Here is a 20,562-nt window from a genome sequence, read left to right as displayed (position 1 = left end):
GCGGTGGATCGCCATAGCCCCCCGGTTCTACGACGCCGCCGACGAGGTGCCGATGGACGGCGTCGTACGCCGCTCGGGCGTCCGGTGCGGCACGCGCCAACGCAGGTTCGTTCGAGTCAACCGATGGAGGAGATGCCGCCCTCTCCGCCCTCTCCGCCCTCTCCGCCCTCTCGGGCATCGCGGGCGTCGCGGGCGTCGCGGGCGTCGAGCAGCTCGTCCCAGTGCTCGGCCGCCCATTGGCACGCGGCGGCCAGCGGCTCCAGCATGCTGCGGCCCAGCGGTGTCAGCGCGTACTCCACCCGCAGTTTCGGGTCGGCGTGCACCGTGCGTGACACGAACCCGTTCCGCTCCAAGCCGCGGAGCGACTGGGTGAGCACCTTCGGGGTGACGCGGCCCAGTGGCACGCGGAGTTCGGAATATCTGCGCGGGCCGTCGTCCAGGCAGCGCAGGACCATGGGTGCCCATTTGTCACCGAAGCGGAAAGGCAGCAGCGAGGACGGGCACAGCTCGTCGAACAAGTCGGGTGGCAGCGGCGGCCGTTGCGTCATCGAGGTCTCCCGTCTCCGGTCTCCGGTCTCCGTCTTGGTATCCATCTGGTGACCGACCTTCTGGATATCTTCCGGAGCATCGACGCAACGGGAGGTATTCCGACGATGGGCAGGATCGTGGTTTTCGGGGCGGGTGGCCGCCCGCCTGCCCGGCAACCTCACCGATCCGCACCCGTCCTCCCTCCGGCCGGAAGGCAGCCGGCTTGCCGATGTGCACCTCATGAGAGTGACGGGCGTCGAATGAACACCATCATTTCGACCCATAAAGGCAAGGCAGGACATTATGCGTGCAGCCCGCTTCCATGAATACGGCGGAGCGGAGAGCCTGGTGATCGAGCAGGCCCCCGACCCCCACCCCGGACGTGGTGAGATCCGCGTCCGCGTCGCGGCGGCCGGCGTCAATCCCATCGACTGGAAGCTGCGCGCCGGCGCCCTGCACCAGCTCATTCCCCTGGAGCTACCCGCCGTTCCCGGGCGCGACGCCGCCGGCGTGGTCGACGAAATCGGTGACGGAGTGCAGGGGGTGAGCATCGGCGACCGCGTCTTCGGGCTGGGCGGTGTCACCGGCGCGACCGCAGAGCTGGTCGTCCTCTCGGCCTGGGCCCACGCCCCCGACACGTGGAACGATGAGCAGGCCGCGGGCGCCGGTCTCGCGTCCGTGACTGCGATGCGTGGCCTGAACGCGCTCGGCTCCCTCGCGGGGCGCACCCTTCTCGTCGAGGGCGCCGCCGGAGGCGTGGGCAGCGCGGCAGTCGAGATCGCTGTGGCACAAGGTGCCACCGTGATCGGGACAGCCGGCGAACGCAACCATGAGTTCCTCACCTCTCTCGGCGCCGTTCCCACCACCTACGGCCCCGGCCTCGCGCAGCGCCTCTCCGCTCTCGCTCCGCACGGCGTCGACATCGCGCTCGACACCGCGGCCTCCGGATCCCTGGACGACCTCGTCGCGATCACGGGCGACCCGACGCGCGTCGCGACGGTCGCCGACCACGCGGGCGGGCAGCGCCTGGGCACGCATGTGGTCAACGCGGAGAACGACTCCGCCCTCCTGTCCGCGGCCGCGGAACTGGGCCGGCAAGGCCGCTACACACCCCGTATCGAACAGGCCTACCCCCTGGAGCGGATCGCCGACGCCCACGCGCACGCCGAGCGCGGACGCACCCGCGGAAAGATCGTGATCTGCATCTGAAGCGGGGGCATGGCACAGATACGCCGGCACACCGCCCCGTCGCTTCCCCGACCAGGCAACGCAGTTGCCTGCCTGCGGAGACACCCGGGAACGTCCGGAAGTCCCGCCCCTCGCATGTGGGGCGGGACTTCCGTGAGCCGTGGTCGGGTGGGCGTCAGCCGAGCTGGGTGCCTGTTGCCGACAGGGCCTCGGTCACCGGCTGGAAGAACGTCTCCCCGCCGGCGGTGCAGTCGCCGCTGCCGCCCGAGGTCAGGCCGACGGCGCTGCTGCCCGAGAAGAGGGAGCCGCCGCTGTCGCCGGGCTCGGCGCAGACGTCGGTCTGGATGAGGCCGCTCACGACGTCGCCGTTGCCGTAGTTCACCGTGGCGTCCAGACCGGTGACCGTGCCCGAGTGGACGTGGGTGGTCGTGCCGCTGCGGGTGACCTTCATGCCGACGGTGGCGTCGGCGGCGCCGGTGATCCGCTGGGCCGAGCCGTTGTAGAGGTTCACCTCGCTCGGGTGGTCGACGTCGGCGGTGTACTTGACCAGGCCGTAGTCGTTGCCCGGGAAGCTGGACGTCTCGTTGGCGCCGATCTCGGTGCCTGCGGAGTCCGACCAGGTGGAGATGGCGTCGGTGCAGTGCCCGGCGGTCAGGAAGTACGGCGCGCCGTCCTTGACCACGTTGAAGCCGAGCGAGCAGGTCCCGCCGGCGCCGCCGATGGTGTCGCCGCCCGCGATGAAGGGCTTGAACTCCCCCTTGGTGCGCTGGAGTTCGGCCACCTTGCCGAGTCCGCCGACGACCTTGGCGAGCTTGGCCCACTCGGTGTCGGAGACGGTGCGGTCGGCGGTGACGACGACCTTGTTGGTGGTCGGGTCGGTCACCCAGGCGGTGCCCGGGATGGTGGCGTCCGCCTTCAACGTCGTGTGGGCGCCGGTCAGTTCGGCGAGGGAGTTCTCGACGATTCTAGGCTTCGCGCCGGCCGCCTCGACGGTCTTCGCGGCGGCCGCGTCGAGGACGTTCACCACGAGGCTCCGGCTCTTGGCCTCGTAGTAGGTGCCCGCCGCGGCGGTGCCGAGGTCCTCGCCGAGGGTCGCGGCGAGCTTTCCGGCCGCGAGGGCCGAGAGGGGTGCGGGCTGCCGGGTCTTCGCGGGCTCGCTGGCGTTCGCGGTCTGGAAGGTGACTCCCACCGCGACGAGCGCGGCGACAGTCGCACCTGTCAGGACCGCCTGCCGCCCGGGTATGCGTCGGTGCTTCAACTCGCGTCCTCCTGTGGGGGGTCGGCCCGGCGCGGTGATGGAGACCGCGCCGGGCCGGAAGGCTGGTTGTCGACGGGCGTCCACTCTTGCGAACCGCACAGAGAGCACACAAGGTCGCTCTCGGGAAGCGCACAAGGTGGGCACCGCGCGCCCTCCGCTCCTTCACCACCCCGTTCACCACCCGGTTGGCCACCCGCGCGTGGGCACGTCCGTCGGCGGTCTGTTGTCACCCAGGGACGAATCCGGCCCTCAGGGGACTCATCTCCCGCACACAGAAAGGCGATCCGCCCGGTCCGCCCCCTGTCCGCTGCCATATTCAGAGCCACTTTTCGGAGGTGTGGCTGTGACGCAAGAGGCGACAACGTCCCGGGGGCCCGACGGCACCGCCGGACGCCTCGCCGGTCTGGAGAGCCGACGGGCCCGGGCGGTGGCTCCGGGCGGGCCGCGCCGGCGCGGGGAGTACGGCGCCCGCGAGCGGATCAACCTGCTGCTGGACGTGGGCTCGTTCACCGAGACCGGCCTGTTCGTACGGGGCCGGCCCACCGGGGACGGCTCCCGTGGGCCGTACGGCGACGGCGTGGTCACCGGCTACGGCACGGTCGACGGACGTCCGGTCTGTGTGTTCGCCCAGGATCCCACGGTGTTCGGCGGCAGCATGGGCGAGGCGTTCGGCGAGAAGACGATCGCCCTGATGGACCTCGCCCTGAAGACCGGCTGTCCGGTCGTCGGGCTCAACGACGGCGGCGGCGCCCGCATCCAGGAGGGCGTCGCCTCGCTCGCCCTCTACGCCGAGTTGGTGCGCCGCAACGTCAAGGCGTCCGGTGTGATCCCGCAGATCTCGGTCGTCCTCGGGCCGTGCGCCGGCGGGGCCGCGTACTCGCCGGCCATCACCGACTTCACCGTGATGGTGGACGGCGCCTCGCACATGTTCGTCACCGGCCCCGACGTCATCGAGGCGGTCACCGGCGAACGCACCAGCGCCGAGGAGCTGGGCGGCGCCCGGGCCAGCAACACCGTCAACGGCAACGCCCACTTCCTGGCCGCCGACGAGGCCGACGCGCTGGACACCGTACGCGACCTGCTGTCGTACCTGCCCGCCAACAACCTGGAGCCGCCCCCGCGGTACGCGCCGGCCGAGGCGCCCGGCGCGGCCGACGGCGCGCGGCTCGACGCGGTCGTGCCGGACCGGCTCGGGCAGGCCTACGACATGCGCGACATTCTGCGGGCGGTCGTCGACAACGGCGAACTGCTGGAGATCCAGGAGCTGTTCGCGCCCAACATCATCTGCGCGCTGGCCCTCGTCGAGGGCTCGCCCGTCGGTGTCGTCGCCAACCAGCCGCTGCACCGCGCCGGGGTCCTCGACATCGACGCCTCCGAGAAGGCGGCGCGTTTCGTGCGGTTCTGCGACGCGTTCGGCATCCCGCTGCTGACCTTCGCCGACGTCCCCGGCTATCTCTCCGGCGTCCGTCAGGAGCAGGCCGGGATCATCCGGCGCGGCGCCAAACTGCTGTACGCGTACGCCGAGGCGACCGTCCCGAAGGTCACCGTGGTGGTGCGCAAGGCCTACGGCGGCGGGTACGCGGTGATGGGCTCCAAGCATCTGGGCGCCGACGTCAACCTCGCCTGGCCCACGGCCCGGATCGCGGTCATGGGCGCGGAGGGCGCCGTCGGCGTCCTGCACCGGCGGGAACTCGCCGCCGCCGCCGACCCGGACGCGCTGCGCGCCCGCCTCGTCGCCGCGTACGAGAGCACGTACGGCACCCCGTATCTCGCCGCCGAGCGCGGCTACGTCGACGCCGTGATCACCCCGCGCGACACCCGCCCGCAGATCTGCCGCGCCCTGCGCGCGCTGCGCGGCAAACGCGCCCCGATGCCGGAACGCCGGCACGGCAACATCCCCCTCTGACCCCCTTCCCACTCCCCTCTCTCCCCTCCCCGTCCTCCGCACCATGAGGAGCCGTCCCCGATGGACACCCCCCACCCCCCGCTCGCGCCCGTGCCCCGCAGCCTGCCGGAGTACGTGCGGCACTGGGCCGAGACCACCCCCGGCCGCCGGGCGCTCACCTTCGTCGACCACCCCTCACCGCACGCGCGGGGCGTCCACCGGACCCTGACCTGGAGCCGCCTTGACCTGCGGGTACGGGCGCTGGCCGGGCGGCTCGCCGAGACGGCCGAACCCGGCGAGCGGGTCGCGCTGCTGTGCCCGCAGGGCCCCGAGTACGTCACCGCGTTCCTCGCGGCACTGACCGCCGGGCTGGTCGCCGTACCGCTGTTCCCGCCCGGGCTGCCGGGGCACGGCAACCGGCTCTCGGCCGTGCTCGCCGACGCGCGGCCGGCGGCCGTCGTGACGACGAGCGGCGCCCTCGACGAGGTGCGGGAGTTCTGCGCGGGCAGCGGGGTGCCGGTGGTCGCCGCCGACCTCGTGCCCGACACCGCCGCCGACGACCTGCGGTGGGTCGCGCCGGACGACGACGCGGTCGCCTACCTCCAGTACACCTCCGGCTCGACCCGCACCCCGGCGGGCGTGCAGATCACGCACGCCAACGTCGTCGCCAACGCCCATCAGGCGCTGACCGCCTACGGTGCCGACGAGCGGCCGGTGACCTGCGTGGGCTGGCTGCCGCTCTACCACGACATGGGGCTCGTGCTGAGCGTCGCCGCCCCGGTCGTACGGGGGCTGCTGTCGGTGCTCATGGACCCGGCCGCGTTCATGCAGGAGCCCGCGCGCTGGCTGCGGCTGCTCGCCACCCACCCGCACGCGTTGAGCGCCGCGCCGAACTTCGCCTACGACCACTGTGTCTCGGCCGTCACCGGCGCGCAGCGGGCGGCCCTGCGGCTGCACGGGGTCGCCGCGCTGATCAACGGCAGCGAGCCGGTCCGCCCCGGCACGGCCGACGCCTTCCACGCCGCCTTCGCAGGCCAGGGACTCGCGGCGCACACGCACTGTCCGTCGTACGGGCTCGCCGAGGCCACCGTCTTCGTCAGCGCCGCCCGGCCCGGGCAGCCGCTGCGCCGGTTCGCGCTCGACCGTGACGCTTTGGCCGCCGGGAAGGCCCTGCCCGCGCGGCCCGACGACGCCGGGGCCGTGCTGCTGGCGGGCTGCGGTACGCCAGCCGGCCAGCAGCTCCGCATCGCCGATCCCGGGTCGTGTGCCGCCCTGTCCGAGGGGGAGGTCGGTGAGATCTGGGTGCGCGGCCCCAACGTCGGGCGCGGCTACTGGCAGCAGGAGGAGCCGACCCGACGCGTCTTCGACGCCACACTCGACAGCGCTGACGGCGGCTGGCTGCGCACCGGTGACCTGGGGACGGTCCTGGACGGCCAGTTGATCGTCACCGGCCGGCTGAAGGACCTCATCGTCGTCGACGGCCGCAACCACTATCCGCAGGACGTGGAGGCGACGGTCCAGGACGCGCACCCGGCGGTACGGCGCGGCCGGCTCGCCGCCTTCGCCGTGCCGGGCGAAGACGGCAAGGGCACGGGCGAGGGCCAAGGCGAGGGCGTGGGCGAGCGGGTGGCCGTCGTGGCGGAGCACATACGGACCGCGGACCTCGCCGAGATCGACGTACCGGACCTGGTGCGCGCGGTCCGGGCGGCCGTGTCCGCCCGGCACGGGCTGCGGCTCGCCGACGTCGTCCTCGTGCCCCCGGACGCGGTGCCCCGTACCTCCAGCGGCAAGGTGTCCCGGGCGCTGACCCGCGAGCGGTATCTGACGGGCGGCTACGCGGCGGGGAGCGCGCGGTGAACGCCGTCGACGAGGGCGCCCTGCGCCGGCTGATCGCCGAGCGGGTCGCCGGCTGGAACGGCACGCCCGGCGCGGACGTCCCGATGGACCGGCCGCTCGCGGAGCTCGGCATGTCCTCGCGGGACGCGCTGGTCCTGGCCGGGGAACTGTCCTCGGCCACCGGCCGTGAACTGCCCTCGACACTGCTGTGGGAGGCGGCCACCGGCGACGCCCTCGTCTCGCACCTGTGCGACAGCGACGCGGGGGCGCGGGCCGTTCCCCGGGCCGCGCCCCGACCGCCGGGTGAGCCCGTGCCGTACGGGGAGCCCGTCGCCGTCATCGGGGTCGGGTGCCGGCTGCCGGGGGGTGTGCACGGTCCGGGGGACTACTGGCGGCTGCTGAGCGAGGGCGTCGACGCGATCCGGCGGGTCCCGGAGGACCGGTGGCGGGACTTCACCGCCTTCCCGCCCGCCGAAGCGCCCCGGCACGGCGGCTACCTCGACGACATCGCCGGGTTCGACGCGGACTTCTTCCACATCACCCCGCGCGAGGCCGCCGTCATGGACCCGCAGCAGCGGATCCTGCTGGAGGTCGTGCACGAGACCCTCGACCACGCGGCCGTCCCCGCCGCCTCCCTCGCCGGCACCGCCACCGGCGTCTTCGTCGGCGTCTCCGCCCCCGAGTACGGGGCGCTGACCGGCGCGGACCCCGACGCCGTCGACCCCTGGGCGCCGGCCGGCGGGGCGTTGAGCGTGACGGCGGGGCGGCTGGCGTACGTGCTGGACACCCGGGGGCCGAGCATGGCCGTCGACACCGCCTGCTCGTCGTCGCTGGTCGCCGTGCACCACGCCTGTGTCAGCCTGCGCACGGGCGAGGTCGACACCGCGATCGCCGCCGGGGTCAACGTGCTGCTCTCCCCCGCCGTCACCGTCGCGTTCCGGCGGGCCGGCGCCCTCGCCCCGGACGGCCGGTGCAAGCCGTTCGCCGCGGCGGCCGACGGCATCGGGCGCGGCGAGGGCTGCGCGGCCGTGCTGCTGAAGCGGCTGTCCGACGCGGAGCGCGACGGCGACCGCGTCCTCGCCGTCATCCGGGCCACGGCCGTCAACTCCGACGGCCGCTCCAACGGCCTTCTGGCCCCCAACCCGGCAGCCCAGCAAGCCCTGTTGGCCACCGCCTACGCACGGGCCGGGCTCGACCCGGCGCACGTCGACCACGTCGAGGCGCACGGCACCGGCACCCCGCTCGGCGACCCGATCGAGGCGGGCGCTCTCGGCGCGGTGCTGGGCGCGGGCCGCGACCCCGACCAGCCGCTGCTGCTCGGCTCCGTCAAGGGCAACCTCGGCCATCTGGAGTCCGCCGCGGGTATCGCCGGGCTGGTGAAGACGGTGCTCGCGCTGCACCACGACCTCGTCCCGCCGTCCCTGCACTGCGCGGACGGCAGCGCGCTCGACGACGTACGGCTGCGGGTGGTGACCGAGGCGGAGCCGTGGCCCCGCTACGGCGGCACGGCCACCGCCGGGGTCTCCGGGTTCGGGTTCGGCGGCACCAACGCCCATGCGGTACTGGAGGAATGGCGCCAAGGCACGCCCCCGCCCCCGGCTCCGGCTCCCGATTCGACTCCGGCCGCCCGGCTCCATCTCCTCTCCGACGTCGACATCGCACGCGTCCGGGACACCGCGGCCCGGCTGGCCGAGTGGCTCCGGACGCCCGAGGGGAGTGCGGCGCACCCCGCCGACGTGGCGCGCACCCTCGCCGGACGGACCGGGCGCGGCCCGGTGCGGGCCGCCGTCGTCGCCCGCGACCGTCCCGAACTCGCCGACGCCCTGGCCGCGTTGGCACAGGGCCACCCGCACCCCCAGGTCGTCACCGACGACCGTCCGCTCGCCGGGCGCGGGCCGGTGTGGGTCTTCTCCGGGTACGGCAGCCAGTGGGCCGGCATGGGGCGCCGACTGCTGGCCGAGGAGCCCGTGTTCGCCGCCGCCGTGGAGAAGCTGGACGCCCAACTCGCCCCGGAATGCGGGCTGTCGCTGTACGACCACCTGGCGTCGGGGGCCGCCCTCGACCGGCTGGAGATCACCCAACCCGTCCTGTTCGGGACGCAGTTGGCGCTCGCCGAGCTGTGGCGTGCCCAGGGTCTCGAGCCCGCCGCCGTCATCGGCCACTCGGTGGGCGAGGTGGCCGCCGCGGTGTGCGCGGGCGCGCTGGACGTGTCGGACGCGGCCCGGGTCATCGCCGTGCGGGCCCGGCTGCTGAGCGGGCTGCGGGGCGGCGCGATGGCAGTCGTCGACCTCGAGGACGACGAACTCGACACCCTGGAAGGGGAGTTCCCCGGGGTGCATGTCGCCGTGCACTCCTCGCCCGGCCAGAAGGTCGTCACCGGGACGGAGGCGGCGGTGTCCCGGCTGGTGCACGGGCTGGAGCTGCGGGGCCGGGCCGCCCGCCTCATGCGGGTCGTCGGCGCCGGACACTCCCCCCAAGTCGACCCGCTACTCCCGGAGTTGACCAGTGCCCTGGCCGACGTCCGGGGCGGCCGGCCGGACGTCCCGGTGTACTCGACCGTCCTGGACGACCCGCGCGGCGACGGGGTGTTCGACGCCGCGCACTGGGCCGCGAACCTGCGCCGTCCCGTGCGCCTGGACCGGGCCGTCGCCGCCGCCGCGGCCGACGGCCACACCGTCTTCGTCGAGATCTCGCCCCATCCGGTCCTCACCCGGGCCGTCACCGACACCGCGCCCGGCGCGGTCGCACTCGGCACGCTGCGCCACGACGCCGACGACTCGGCGGCGTTCCGCACGCGGGTGGGAGCCCTGTACACGGCCGGCGGACACCTGCCGCCCCCGCCCGGCCAGGTCATCGACCTGCCCGCACCGCGCTGGCGGCACGTACGCCACTGGTGGACGGACCGGCGCCCGACAGCCGTACCCGTTCCGGCCGTTCACGTGCCGGAGGCACCGGACGAGGACCTCTCCCTCACCACCCGGCTGCGCCTCCACATCGCCGCCGTGACCGGCCATCCGGCGGCCCGCGTCACCCCCGCCACCGCCCTGACCGATCTCGGCCTGGACTCCCTGCTGGCCGTCCGCATCCGCACCGCCGTCGAGCAAGAGTTCGGGATCGAACTGCCCCTCCGCACCCTGCTGAGCGCCGGCACCGTCGAGAGCGCGGCCGAGTACCTCCAACGGGCGCTCCATGAGCGGGAGTTGAACTCCCCGCCGCCGGACTCCCCGCTACGGACCCTGCACGCCACCACCGGCGCACGGGCCCCGCTCTTCCTCCTGCACGCCGCCGGTGGCACGACCGGCGTCTACGGGGCGCTCGTCGACCGACTCGGGGGCGACCGGCCGGTGTTCGGGCTGGAGCGGATCGACGAGGCCCGTACGGTGACCGGGAAAGCGCGCCGCTACGCCGAGACGATCGCCGCCGTCCACCCCGACGGGCCCTGCCTGCTGGGCGGTTGGTCCTTCGGCGGCTTCGTCGCCCAGGAGACCGCACGGCAACTCGCCGCAGCCGGACGGGACGTGGAGCTGGTCGTGCTCCTGGACTCCGTACGTCCGCTCCCGCTGCCCGGCGTGAGCGCGGCCGACCGGATCCGCGCCCACTTCACGGGCTTCGCCCAGCACGTCGCCGACGCCTACGGGGTCCGGCTGGAGCTGCCCTACGACGAGCTCGTCGCGACGGCGGACGACGGCGAGCGGATCGACGCCGTGCTGCGGGCCCTGCGCGAGGCCGCCGACGTGCCCGCCGCCGCGCTGGAACACCAGCGCGCGTCCTACCTGGACCTCAGGATCGGCGAGGCCCATCGCCCGGGGACCTACGACGGGCGGGTGGTCCTGTACCGGGCCGCCGAGCCCGCGCCGCACACCGTGTCCGACCCCGCCTACCAGCGGGACGACGAGACGCTGGGCTGGGACGAGGTGTGCCCGCGCCTGACGGTCGTACCGGTCGCCGGACACCATCTGTCGCTGCTCGACCCGCCGCACGTCGACGAGATCGCCGCCCATCTGCGGCAGGCGCTCGCCGAGCACAGCCGCTGACCCGGACGACGAGGAGTCGCCATGTCCCACCCCACCAACGGAGTGTCCCGCCGCACCGCCGCCAAAGCCGCGACGGCCGTCGGCCTGACCGCGCTGTTAGGCGCCAGATCCGCAACGGCAGCCGAGGCCGCCGAGGCCGCCCCGTCCAAGGCCGCCACAGCCGATGCCGTCGCCCGGCTCGGGCCGCGCACGCTGGACGTCACCGTGTCGTCCCCGGCCCTCGGCCGCAGCGCCCCGGTACGGCTGATCCTGCCGTCGGGCTTCGACAGCGAGGCCGCGCGGACCTATCCCGTCCTGTATCTGCTGCACGGCGCCCACGACGACTACACCTCCTGGACCCGCGAGACGGACATCGAGGCCTTCACCGAGGGCCGGGAGCTGATCGTGGCGATCCCGGACGCGGGCCCCACCGGCATCCCCACCGCCTGGCGCGCCGGCCCCGACTACGAGACCTTCCAGGTCCAGGAGGTCCCGGCGCTGCTCGCCCGGCAGTACCGGGCCTCCGGTGTGCGGGCCGTCGCCGGAGTCTCCACCGGCGGCTACGGCGCGATGGCGCACGCGGCACGGCACCCGGGGACGTACGCCGCGGCCGCCTCCTACAGCGGCGTCCTGGACACCATGGCACCGGGCGTACCGCCGATCGTGGACGCCATCGTCGCCCGCGAGAACCTGCGGCCGCCGTCCCTCTGGGGCAACCCGGTGCTGAACCTCCTCACCTGGCGCGACTTCAACCCGCGCACCCGGGCCGCGGGGCTGCGCGGCACCGGCCTGTACGTCTCCAGCGGCAGCGGTGTCTCCGGCGGCGGCAGCGGCGGCAGCGGTGACTGGCTGCCCGGGGTGCTGGAGAGCGCCCTGTGGCCCTCCGCCCACGCGTTCACCGACACGCTCGCGCTGCTCCGCGTCCCCGTCACCACCCACTACTACGCGGGAGGAGGACACAACTGGACATACTGGAAGCAGGAGTTCACCGCGTCGTGGCCGATGCTCGCCCGTGCCCTGGGGGTCCCGGAGTGACGCCGACACCGTCGGGGCACGGCACACCGGGACACGGAACGTCGGGGCACGGAACGGAGCGCAGGGGACGTCCGTCAAACACGGGACTGTCCCCTCGCCCCACGGTCAACGGCCCACGGGTGAGCCGCTTCCGGATGAAAGCAGGGTCCGCCGTGGCCTCCCCCACCCCACACGGTCCACCGGAGGGCCCCGACGCCTCCCCGGTCCCGCCCGACCTGGCGAAGCTGCTGCGCGCCCAACTCGAGGCCGTCGCCGACGAGGTGGAGGCGGAGGTGCGCAGTCAGGTCCCGGAGTACGCGCGGCCGGCCGACGGGACGGAGCACAGGCAGCTCAGAGGCGGGGTCGTGCAGGCCCTCACCCTCTTCGTCGACCACATCGCCGACCCGCGCGGTCCGGGGGACGCGATCGCGGCGACGTACTACGAACTCGGCCGCAGCGCGGCCCTGGACGGCCGCAGCCTGGACACGTTGCAGTCCGCGCTGCGCGTCGGAGGGCTGCACGCCTGGCGGCTGCTGGGCCGTACGGCGGAGGAACTCGGGCTGGACTCCACGGTCGTGTCGGCTCTGGGCGAGCTGGCGTTCCGGACCGTCCACGAGGTGGCCGAAGCGGCGGCCGCCGGCTACGCGGAGGCCCGCCCGCACAGCGCGGACGAGCTGGAACGCCGCCGCAGACGGCTGCTCGACCTGCTGCTGGGCGAGGGCCCGGTGTCCCTGGACGCCGTGCAGGACCTGGCGCACGCCGCCCGGTGGCCGGTGCCCCGGCACGTCGCGGTCGTCGCCCTCGCGTCCGCCACGGAACAGCGGGACGAGGAACGGGAAGGGGCGCGGGAAGGAACACGGGAGGGGGAGCTGCCGCTCGGCGCGGGCGGGGCGCTGGTGGACATGGAGTCCCGGCCGCCCCGGATGCTGGTGCCCGACCCGGACGGCTCGGGCCATTTCGGCGGGCGGGCGTTCGCCGCCGCGCTGCGCGGGCGTCCGGCGGCGATCGGCCCGACGGTCCCGCTCGTCGAGGCCGCGCAGTCGCTGCACTGCGCCACCCGGGCGCTGGGGCTGATGGGCCGTGGCGTACTGCCCCGGCAGGGCGTGGTGCGCTGCGCCGACCATCTGTCGACCCTGCTGCTGCACGGCGACGAGCCGCTGCTCGCCCAGTTGGCGGCGCGGGCCCTCGCGCCGCTCGACACGGTGTCCGAGGGTCAGCGCCCCCGGCTCGCCGAGACGCTGCTGGCCTGGCTGCTCGCCGGCAGCAACGTGCCGGACGTCGCCACCCGGTTGCACGTCCACCCGCAGACGGTCCGTTATCGCCTGCGCCAGTTGGAGAAACTGTTCGGCGACGCGCTCCACGACCCTGGCGCCCGCCTGGACCTCATCCTGGCCCTGCGCGCCGAGGAACTCCGCTCACACAGGCAACAAAAAGCCGGGGATTTCTGAATTCTCGTCCATAACACTCGGTCAGAGAACGCGAATAAGTTCGGGATGTCCTTTCCCTCGGGCGCTGCACAGCGCACCACCCACAAAAGGGATCCCCATGCGTACTCGCTCATGCCTTGCCGCGCTCACCCTGCTCGGCGGGGCCGGACTGGCCACCGTCACCACCCCCACGGCATCGGCCGCCGCGCAATCCGCCGTCTGCTCGGACATCGATGTCGTGGCGGCCCGCGGCACCTTCGAACCGGGCGCACTCGGCCTGATCGTCGGCGACCCGGTCCACTCCGCGCTCCAGCGGAAACTGAGGGGCAAACGCCTTTCCAGTCACAAGGTGGACTATCCCGCGGACCTTTCCCTCACCTCCGCCGCACAGGGCAACGCGGATCTGGTGAACCACGTCAAAAGACAGGCGTCCGCCTGTCCGAACCAGCGTTTCGTCCTCGTCGGCTATTCGCAGGGCGCGAACGTCGTCGACAATTCCATCGGCATCAGCAGCGCCGGGGCGGTGGTCGGCAGCCCCATCGTCGCCACCATCCCCGCCGCCCTGGAACCGAGGGTCGCCGCGGTGCTGCTGTTCGGCAACCCGATCCGGGCCCTCGGCAAGAGCGTCACCGGCGTCTACCAGAGCCGCACGATCGACTTCTGCGCCCAGGGCGACCCGATCTGCCAGAACGGCGGCGGCGACGCGCCGGCCCACCTCGGCTACACCGTGAACGCCGAAGCGGCGGCCGTCTTCGCCGCAGCCAGGATCTGAGCCGCGACTCAAGCGTGGCGGGGCCCGGGAGGAGCTCGATCTCCTCCCGGGCCCTTCTTCCGCACGGGTACTGCTACCGGGGGTCCCGTGCGAACTCGGTGAGGGCACTCGACACGGGCTCGGGCCGGCCGTTGTTCTGCACCGGCGCGGCGGTCAGCACGTCGAGGTGCTGGTAGCCGTCGGCGACCACCGGGTGCAGGTCGGCCGGGATGCGCCCGGCGAGCAGTCCGTCGCCCGCGAGGACGGTGAGCGTCGGGTGGGCGGTGAGCCCCTCCGGGTGCGCGACGAGCCGCTTCACCTGCGGTGACGTGGCCAGTTCGAGGTCGGTGACGAGCTTCGTCGGGAAGTACTGCTCGGTGAAGTCCAACGGCTGCTGGGCAAGACTGCGGGCCAGCTCCTGAAGGTCGGTGACCTCCTTGTCGGCACCCGTGAAGGGCGTACCGTCGGCCGACCGGTACCCCGGGTCGTCGGGGTCGCCGACCCGGTCGTAGTCGCGCCAGGTGTACAGCGGCCCGTGCGGCCGGTCCGGGATGGCCTTGTACGCGACGCCGGACAGTCCCGGCTGCTGGTCGCCGCCGTTGGCGACGGGGAAGCTCTTGTCGGCGACCGGCCCGCCGTCGAAGAAGCCGACGCTGCTCTGCAGGAACGCCAGCGGTACGGAGTTGTCGTCCAGCAGCGCTCCCAGCACCGCCGCGTTGGTGAGCCGGAAGTCCTTCACGGCGGGCGAGCCGGTGAGGAAGGCGGCGGTGTCCTTGGAGAACAGGAACCGGTTGGTGGCCTCGATGTTGAGGTCGGCGGGCAGATAGGACGGCAGGTCGGCCTCGGCCCCCGGATCCTGTACGGCGCCCAGCCCCGCGATGGCCAGCAGCGTCATCGTCGCGGGGTTCAGCAGCACCGGCGCGGACAGCGAACGCGGCAGCACACCACTGTCGAGCCCGGCCTGTACGACGCCGTAACCGAGGCCTGTGTCGGGCAGGTTGGTGTCGTCCGGGATGCTGCCGCTGAGGTCGGCGAGCGATGTGGAGACGGTGGTGTCGAGGGCGAAGTAGCCTGCGCACTGGCGGTAGCCGGCGTCGGCGGTGGTGGCGCGGTTCCCGTCGAAGTCGGCGGTCGCGAAGTACCCGGTGACGACCCCGCCGAGCGAGTGCCCGCCGCACAGCACCTTGCGCTCCCGCAGCCCCTGGTCGGGGAGTTCGGCGACGAGCAGGTCGTACTGGTCGCGGACGGTCTGCTCGATGCCGAGCCTCGCCAGCCATCCCAGCCGGTCGTTGCCGACGAACCCGGCGAAGGCCCGCCCGCCGACCGGCTTGCCGCGGTAGTAGTAGTCGACGGCCGTGTGCTGGTCGCCGGAGTCGATGCCGGCGTGGTCCTCCAGGCAGTTGGAGCGCCGGTCCAGGGCCCAGAACTCGATGTGCCGGCCCTGCGCGGCGGCCCGTGCCACGGTGTTGCGGGCGACGCTGTCGAACGCCCCGGCGCCCTCCAGGATGCCCGGCTGGGCGACGAGTATCCGGTCGGCGTCGGCCGCCGCCACCGGGCCGTCGACGGAGCGGTAGCGCAGGTACGACAGCCAGTCGCACGCCGCCGGACGCGCTCCGAAGGAGACCGGCAACGGCGCCTTCACCCGCACCACCGACTCGGTCACCCCGACGACCGGACTCGTCGACGCCACCGGCGTCTCGGTCCTCCCCGCACTCGCGGTCCGCCCCGAACTCCCGGTCTCCCCCTGGGCGTTCGGGGCGGCCGCGGTGAGGGTGCCGGTGATCAGCAGCACCGCCAGCGCGGCACCGCGCAGTGCTTTCGCGGTTGTTCCTCTGCTGCGACTCGTGTTCATAGCCGGACCGTAGGACCGTCGAGCCCACGTGATCGGGCAGTGCTCACAAGTACGCAGCCCCGGCCGACGCTTTTGTCAGCCCCGGACGAACGGGTTCCGGCCCCGGACGACAACGAGCCCCCGCACGCCGGATCGCGTACAGGGGCTCGCCGGTGTGCTGTGGACCGACGACCGGAAGACTACGACTAGAAGACGCTGACTCCGTAGGCGCTCAGGGCCTCCGCCACCGGCTGGAAGAACGTCGTGCCGCCGGAGGTGCAGTCACCGCTGCCACCGGAGGTCAGCCCGTAGGCGATACCGCTGGTCGAGTACAGCGGGCCGCCCGAGTCACCGCCCTCGGCGCAGACGTTGGTCTGGATCATGCCGTAGACGATGTCACCGCTGCCGTAGTTGACGGTCGCGTTCAGCGCGGTCACGCGCCCGCTGTGGATGCCGGTGGTCGAGCCGTCACGGTAGACCGTGGTGCCGACGCTGGGCGTGCCCGAGCTGGTGATGTCCGTGTTGCCCGCGGTACCGGACTTGGTGACCGAGGTGTTGGTGTACCGGACCAGCGCGTAGTCGTTGGTCGGGAAGCTGTAGCTGACGTTCGTGCCCAGCGTGGTCGACTGCCCGGAGTTGGAGTACCAGGTCGACGCGACCTCGCCACAGTGGCCGGCGGTGAGGAAGTAGTAGGTGCTGCCGCTGACCACGTTGAAGCCGAGCGAGCAGCGGTAGCCGCCGCCGTAGATGGCGTCGCCGCCGGCGATCAGCTTGTTGAACCTGCCGGGCGTGTGCTTGATCGTGAGCGCGCCGGCGTTGCTGCCCGCCTGCTCCTTGATCTGCGCGATCTCCGTGTCGGACACGGTGCTGTCGACCGTGACGACAAGACGCCCGCTCTTGCTGTCGACGGCCCAGGCGGTGCCCGGGACGTCCGCCGCGAGCACCGCGGCGCTCGCGCTCTTGAGCTGCGCGGTACTGAAGGTGGCGGTGTCGTCGGCCGCGCTCGCGTGGGGGGTCGCGATGGCGGCGGCGGCCACGAGTCCGGTGACGACGGCGGTCAGCCGGGTCCGTCTCGAGATGCCACGCGTGGGGGTGGTGGGGGTGGTGCGCTTGATCCTCACGTTTCGTTCCCTCCCAGGGGAAGTCGGGGGCCCGTCGTGTGGGGTCGGGGCCGGTGAGGCGCAGCCAGGACCGACGTTCGCCCGAAATTCCGGACACGCCGTGGCCCTGACAAGCGCTGAGGGGGAGTATTCGGCCGAACGGACGGTCGGCGCAAGGGCGCCTTTCGGCCGTCAGACCGTGAACGAACCGCGCGACTTGAGCCCGCCCACGACCCTCGTGCACTCCTCTCGCCCCAGCTCAGACCAGGCTCCGCCTCTCTGCCTCGACCACCACGTCACAGGTGTTCCCCGGCGACGGGAAGAGACAGCGCGAAGAGAGGCGTCGTGCATCCGTCCGCGGCGGGTGCGCCGGGGCGCGGAACACCGCCTGTCCGGAAGCCGACCGTCCGGACAGTCCGCCCGCCACCGTTCGAGCGAGCGCGCAACAGTTCCCTCGAATGCCGTACGGACACGCCACACGCCTGGAGCAACGAGGACGGAACGGGCGGCGACGCCGGACCGGGGCGGCGGGGTGCCGGGGGAGGTCATGCCGCTCCCCCCGCGTACCGTTCGGCGGGCCGGCCCAGCCCCAGGTGTTCGCGGAGTGTGCTGCCGGGATAGAAGGTGCGGAACAGGCCACGGTGTTGCAGCAGCGCGACCGTGCCGTTGACCAGGCGTTCCAGGTCGCGGCGGGGTTCGACGGGGGTGAGGTGGAAGCCGTCGGCGGCCCCGCCCCGGTGCCAGGCGGCGATCAGGTCGGCGAGGTCGACCGGCCCGCCGCGGTAGAGCGGGCCTCGCACGGTCTGCCGGGGGCCGCCTCCGCCGTGGCCGGGTACGGCGGCGCACTCACCGTCGCCGAGGTCGATCAGCAGACTCACCAGAACCCGCAGGGAGTCGGGGTCGCGCCCGCACCCGGCCGCGTCGGACCGCAACCGGTCACGGACGGCACGGGCCTGCGCCAGGCTCGTCGCCCGGACGAGGGCCACGTCGGCGTACCGGGCGGCGGCCAGAGCGGCTCCCTCGGCAGCGCCGACGACCCGCACCGGGTGCCCCTGCGGAGATCCGGCCTGGGCACCGCCCTCCCGACCGCCCGACAACTGCCCCGCCACATCGGCGACTTCACCGGTCTCCCCCTCCTGCCACACCGCCCCCGCACCGTCGGAGACGTCGATCCGCCAGCCGGCCCGGCCCCGGCTGACCCGGTCGAGGCCGGCGATCGCGGCCGGCACGCGGACGGGCTCGGCGCGGGTGACGGTGAGCAGGGGCACCAGCCCGACCCGGTGCGTGACCGACGCCACCCGCGCGAGCACGGCAGCCGCACCGGCCCGTCTCTCCGTCCCTGACCGGGCGAGGGTGTCGTCCAGCGTGACGAAGTCGAGCCCGCCGCGCTCCGCGAGCCGCGCCGCCTCGACGTAGGCACCGGCGTCAGCGTCGGCACCGGAGTCGTGCACCCCTGGCTGGTCGACGGCGGCGGCCAGATGCAGCAGGCCCCGGCCGGGCGATGAGGTCATGGGAGAACCCTTTCTGTGACGCTTCGAAGTGGAGGGGATTCACCCGACGGCGTCGGTGCCCAGGTCCCGCAGGAACACCAGGGCGGCCCGCGCGGTGGCGTCGTTCTGCCGGAACGCGGGCCCGCCCGTGCGCGGCCGGGTGAAAGCGCCCGGCGTACGCGCGTCGGTGTGCGGCCCGAGCGCGAAGCGCCGTGGGTGCGGGCGGCCGGCCCGGTCCAGGACCCGCCCGTCGGCGCGGTCCACCCGCAGCAGCCCGTCCGGGGTCTCGCCCGCGCCGTCGGCGTGCAGTTCACGCACCAGCGGGTCGAGGGCGCGCCGCACCGTCGGCGCGGGCAGCCGGGCCTCCACCAGCGCCCGCGCCTCGACGAAGAACCCCGGCACGGTCGCACTCGACGCCCGGAACACACCGTCCTCGGCGCGTACGGCCATGTCCGCGCCGACGAACTTCACCACCCCCGCCCGCGACAGCGCGAGCAACTGCCGCAGCCGGGGCCCGGGCGGCCCGGAGGCCAGGTAGCTGAAGAACCCGTGCCACCACGACCCGATGCCTCCGAGCCGGATCAACTGCCCGTAGACGGACAGCAGTCCGAGAAACACGGCCAAGTCCGAACTGTGGTCGGCATCGTGACGGCGACTCAGATCATCCTCGACGTACCCGCGCAGGCCCTCCTGGAACTCCTCGAAGGACTGGTACGTCACCCCGGTCAACGGCCGGTCGAGCGCGCCCAGTTGGAGCCAGTCGCGGGGGTCGGGCACGGCGGACGCGACCAGCGCCTCCCGCTCGACTCCCCCGGACGCGGCCGCGTACTTCTCCTCGAAGTCGGTCCAGGCCATCGCGGTCCGCTCGGCGTGCGCGGTGAACAGCCGGTGGTAGTGGGCGAAGCCCAACTCCTTCTCCACCAGCGGCCACACGTCCCGCCGGAAGTCGACGCCGCCGGGCCGCGCGAGCAGCCCGTCGATCTCGGCGGGCCCCAGGAACCGGGGCAGCGGCGGCCGTTCCCCCGTCCAGTCGTAGCCGATCTTCGCGTGGTACGGCACTCCGCGCCGCGAACCGACGTACAGCACCGGCTCCCGCCCCGAGGCCAGGTAGGTGCCGTCCCCGTCGTAGCGTCCGCCGCGCCCCTCGGTGAGCAGCACCGTCAGGTCGACGAAGGCGAGCCCGAAGCCGCGCACCAGGACGGGTTCGCCCGGCCGCAGCGCGGACAGGTCGCTGTCGGCGGTGAAGTCCGGCGGGAGATGCACGAGGCCGTGCTCCCGCGCGTGCGCCGCCAACGCACGTTGCTCGTCGTCGAGTTCGGCGTCGAGGTGGCCGAGGGCGAGGACGACGAGGTCGGCGGGCAGGGGCCGGGCGCGGCCCTCCAGCCACACCTGCTGACGTCCCTCGCGGGAGCCGCTCACCCGCAGCGCGCGGCATGGGTGGTGCCGGACGGCGATGGACGGGGGCAGGGCGGCGACGGCCTGTTCGTGCACCCAGCGCAGGTAGGAGCCCTGGAACTGCCGGTCGGCGAAGGTACGCCCGGCGAGGCCGGCCCACTCGTGCAGCGTGGGGCCGGGTCGCACGGGTCCGTCCATCCGCACCGTGTCGTCGGTGAACATGGTGACGTCCTCGGCGTGCGAGTTCATCCACAGCAGCGGCGACTGGGCCGCCCGCCAGATGCGCCCGGCGCCCGGCGGATACGGGTCGACGAGATGGATGTCGAGGCCCGAACCGGCGTACAGCTCGGGCGCGTTGGCGGCGATCCGCTCGATGAGACCGGTCCCGCGCGGCCCGGCTCCGACGATCACGAGAGACCGTCTCGTCGGGTGGACTGCCGGGGCGGCCGGGGCAGGGGGCTCGGAAGGCATGCGAAGACTCCGTGACACGGGTGGGTGCCTTGCACACGGTTCGCACGGTTTCGCACGGCGGGAGATCACGGCCGAGCCCCTCAGCAGGGCCGTGCAGCGAGAGTACGCGGGGGTTTCCCCGCACTGTCAAGGCTGTCCGGACTGTGAGCTGTCCGGACTGTGGGCCGTCGGTCTCACATCGGTTGACGGGTATCCGAAGACCTGTTCCACTGGGCGCATGTATGCGCAGCAGTGGCTGGTCACCCGCTCCCACATCGACTTCGGTCGTGTGTGGTCCTGTTCCTGTTGAGCTGACCCACTGCGCGCCCGCGTTCCGGGCGCCTTTTCGCGTTCTCCCTCACCAGTTCCGCCTTCACACCCGCACGTTCACGCACC

Annotated in this window: 13 protein-coding genes; 7 read left to right on the top strand and 6 right to left on the bottom strand. The window is 73.4% G+C overall.

The genetic code is table 11. The features are described 5' to 3' along the window. Positions 1-116: 116 nt before the first annotated feature. Positions 117-548: a winged helix-turn-helix transcriptional regulator gene (locus BMZ82_RS30090; RefSeq protein WP_093780561.1), complete on the bottom strand. Its 432-nt coding sequence runs from the start codon at positions 546-548 to the stop codon at positions 117-119. A gap of 283 nt (positions 549-831) precedes the next feature. On the opposite strand from BMZ82_RS30090, the gene BMZ82_RS30085 reads away from it, so the two are divergent. After that, entirely contained in the window at positions 832-1,737 is a 906-nt protein-coding gene (locus BMZ82_RS30085; protein ID WP_093780555.1) for an NADP-dependent oxidoreductase, read from the top strand. A gap of 154 nt (positions 1,738-1,891) precedes the next feature. Here BMZ82_RS30085 and BMZ82_RS30080 read toward each other — a convergent pair whose 3' ends face one another. Further along, positions 1,892-2,974: a S1 family peptidase gene (locus BMZ82_RS30080; RefSeq protein WP_093780554.1), complete on the bottom strand. Its 1,083-nt coding sequence runs from the start codon at positions 2,972-2,974 to the stop codon at positions 1,892-1,894. 343 nt (positions 2,975-3,317) lie between these two features. On the opposite strand from BMZ82_RS30080, the gene BMZ82_RS30075 reads away from it, so the two are divergent. The 6 genes from BMZ82_RS30075 (at position 3,318) to BMZ82_RS30050 (ending at position 13,921) form a co-directional block, all read left to right on the top strand. Continuing rightward, the gene (locus tag BMZ82_RS30075; protein WP_093780553.1) at positions 3,318-4,880 is read left to right on the top strand and encodes an acyl-CoA carboxylase subunit beta; all 1,563 of its coding nucleotides are present in this window, start codon (positions 3,318-3,320) and stop codon (positions 4,878-4,880) included. Positions 4,881-4,940: 60 nt separating this feature from the next. Then, entirely contained in the window at positions 4,941-6,716 is a 1,776-nt protein-coding gene (locus BMZ82_RS30070; protein ID WP_093780552.1) for a fatty acyl-AMP ligase, read from the top strand. Then, entirely contained in the window at positions 6,713-10,729 is a 4,017-nt protein-coding gene (locus BMZ82_RS30065) for a type I polyketide synthase (RefSeq protein ID WP_093780551.1), read from the top strand. The genes BMZ82_RS30070 and BMZ82_RS30065 overlap by 4 nt, the downstream gene beginning before the upstream one ends. A 21-nt stretch (positions 10,730-10,750) precedes the next feature. After that, positions 10,751-11,743 (top strand): alpha/beta hydrolase, encoded by a 993-nt coding sequence (locus BMZ82_RS30060; protein ID WP_093780550.1) that lies wholly within the window; start codon positions 10,751-10,753, stop codon positions 11,741-11,743. 152 nt (positions 11,744-11,895) lie between these two features. After that, complete coding sequence (locus BMZ82_RS30055) at positions 11,896-13,170, top strand: helix-turn-helix domain-containing protein (protein WP_107487699.1); 1,275 nt, start codon at positions 11,896-11,898, stop codon at positions 13,168-13,170. Positions 13,171-13,267: 97 nt separating this feature from the next. After that, entirely contained in the window at positions 13,268-13,921 is a 654-nt protein-coding gene (locus tag BMZ82_RS30050; protein WP_093780549.1) for a cutinase family protein, read from the top strand. A gap of 73 nt (positions 13,922-13,994) precedes the next feature. Here the strand turns inward: BMZ82_RS30050 and BMZ82_RS30045 are convergent, their stop codons facing one another. The 4 genes from BMZ82_RS30045 to BMZ82_RS30030 all read right to left on the bottom strand — a co-directional run bounded on the left by BMZ82_RS30045 (position 13,995) and on the right by BMZ82_RS30030 (position 20,187). After that, on the bottom strand, positions 13,995-15,752 hold the full coding sequence (locus BMZ82_RS30045) for a hypothetical protein (RefSeq protein WP_093780548.1): 1,758 nt from the start codon (positions 15,750-15,752) through the stop codon (positions 13,995-13,997). Between the two features lie 185 nt (positions 15,753-15,937). Continuing rightward, positions 15,938-16,852, bottom strand: a complete 915-nt coding sequence (locus tag BMZ82_RS30040) for a S1 family peptidase (RefSeq protein ID WP_093780547.1) — start codon at positions 16,850-16,852, stop codon at positions 15,938-15,940. Between the two features lie 524 nt (positions 16,853-17,376). Next, on the bottom strand, positions 17,377-18,342 hold the full coding sequence (locus tag BMZ82_RS30035; protein ID WP_093780546.1) for an LLM class flavin-dependent oxidoreductase: 966 nt from the start codon (positions 18,340-18,342) through the stop codon (positions 17,377-17,379). A 39-nt stretch (positions 18,343-18,381) separates the two neighbouring features. Next, positions 18,382-20,187, bottom strand: coding sequence for an FAD/NAD(P)-binding protein (locus BMZ82_RS30030; RefSeq protein WP_093780545.1), 1,806 nt, complete (start codon positions 20,185-20,187; stop codon positions 18,382-18,384). Positions 20,188-20,562 lie beyond the last annotated feature (375 nt).

Source organism: Streptomyces sp. yr375 (assembly GCF_900110755.1).
GTDB lineage: Bacteria > Actinomycetota > Actinomycetes > Streptomycetales > Streptomycetaceae > Streptomyces.
Note: the sequence above shows the minus strand (reverse complement) of the source record. Positions and strands in the feature narration are given on the sequence as shown.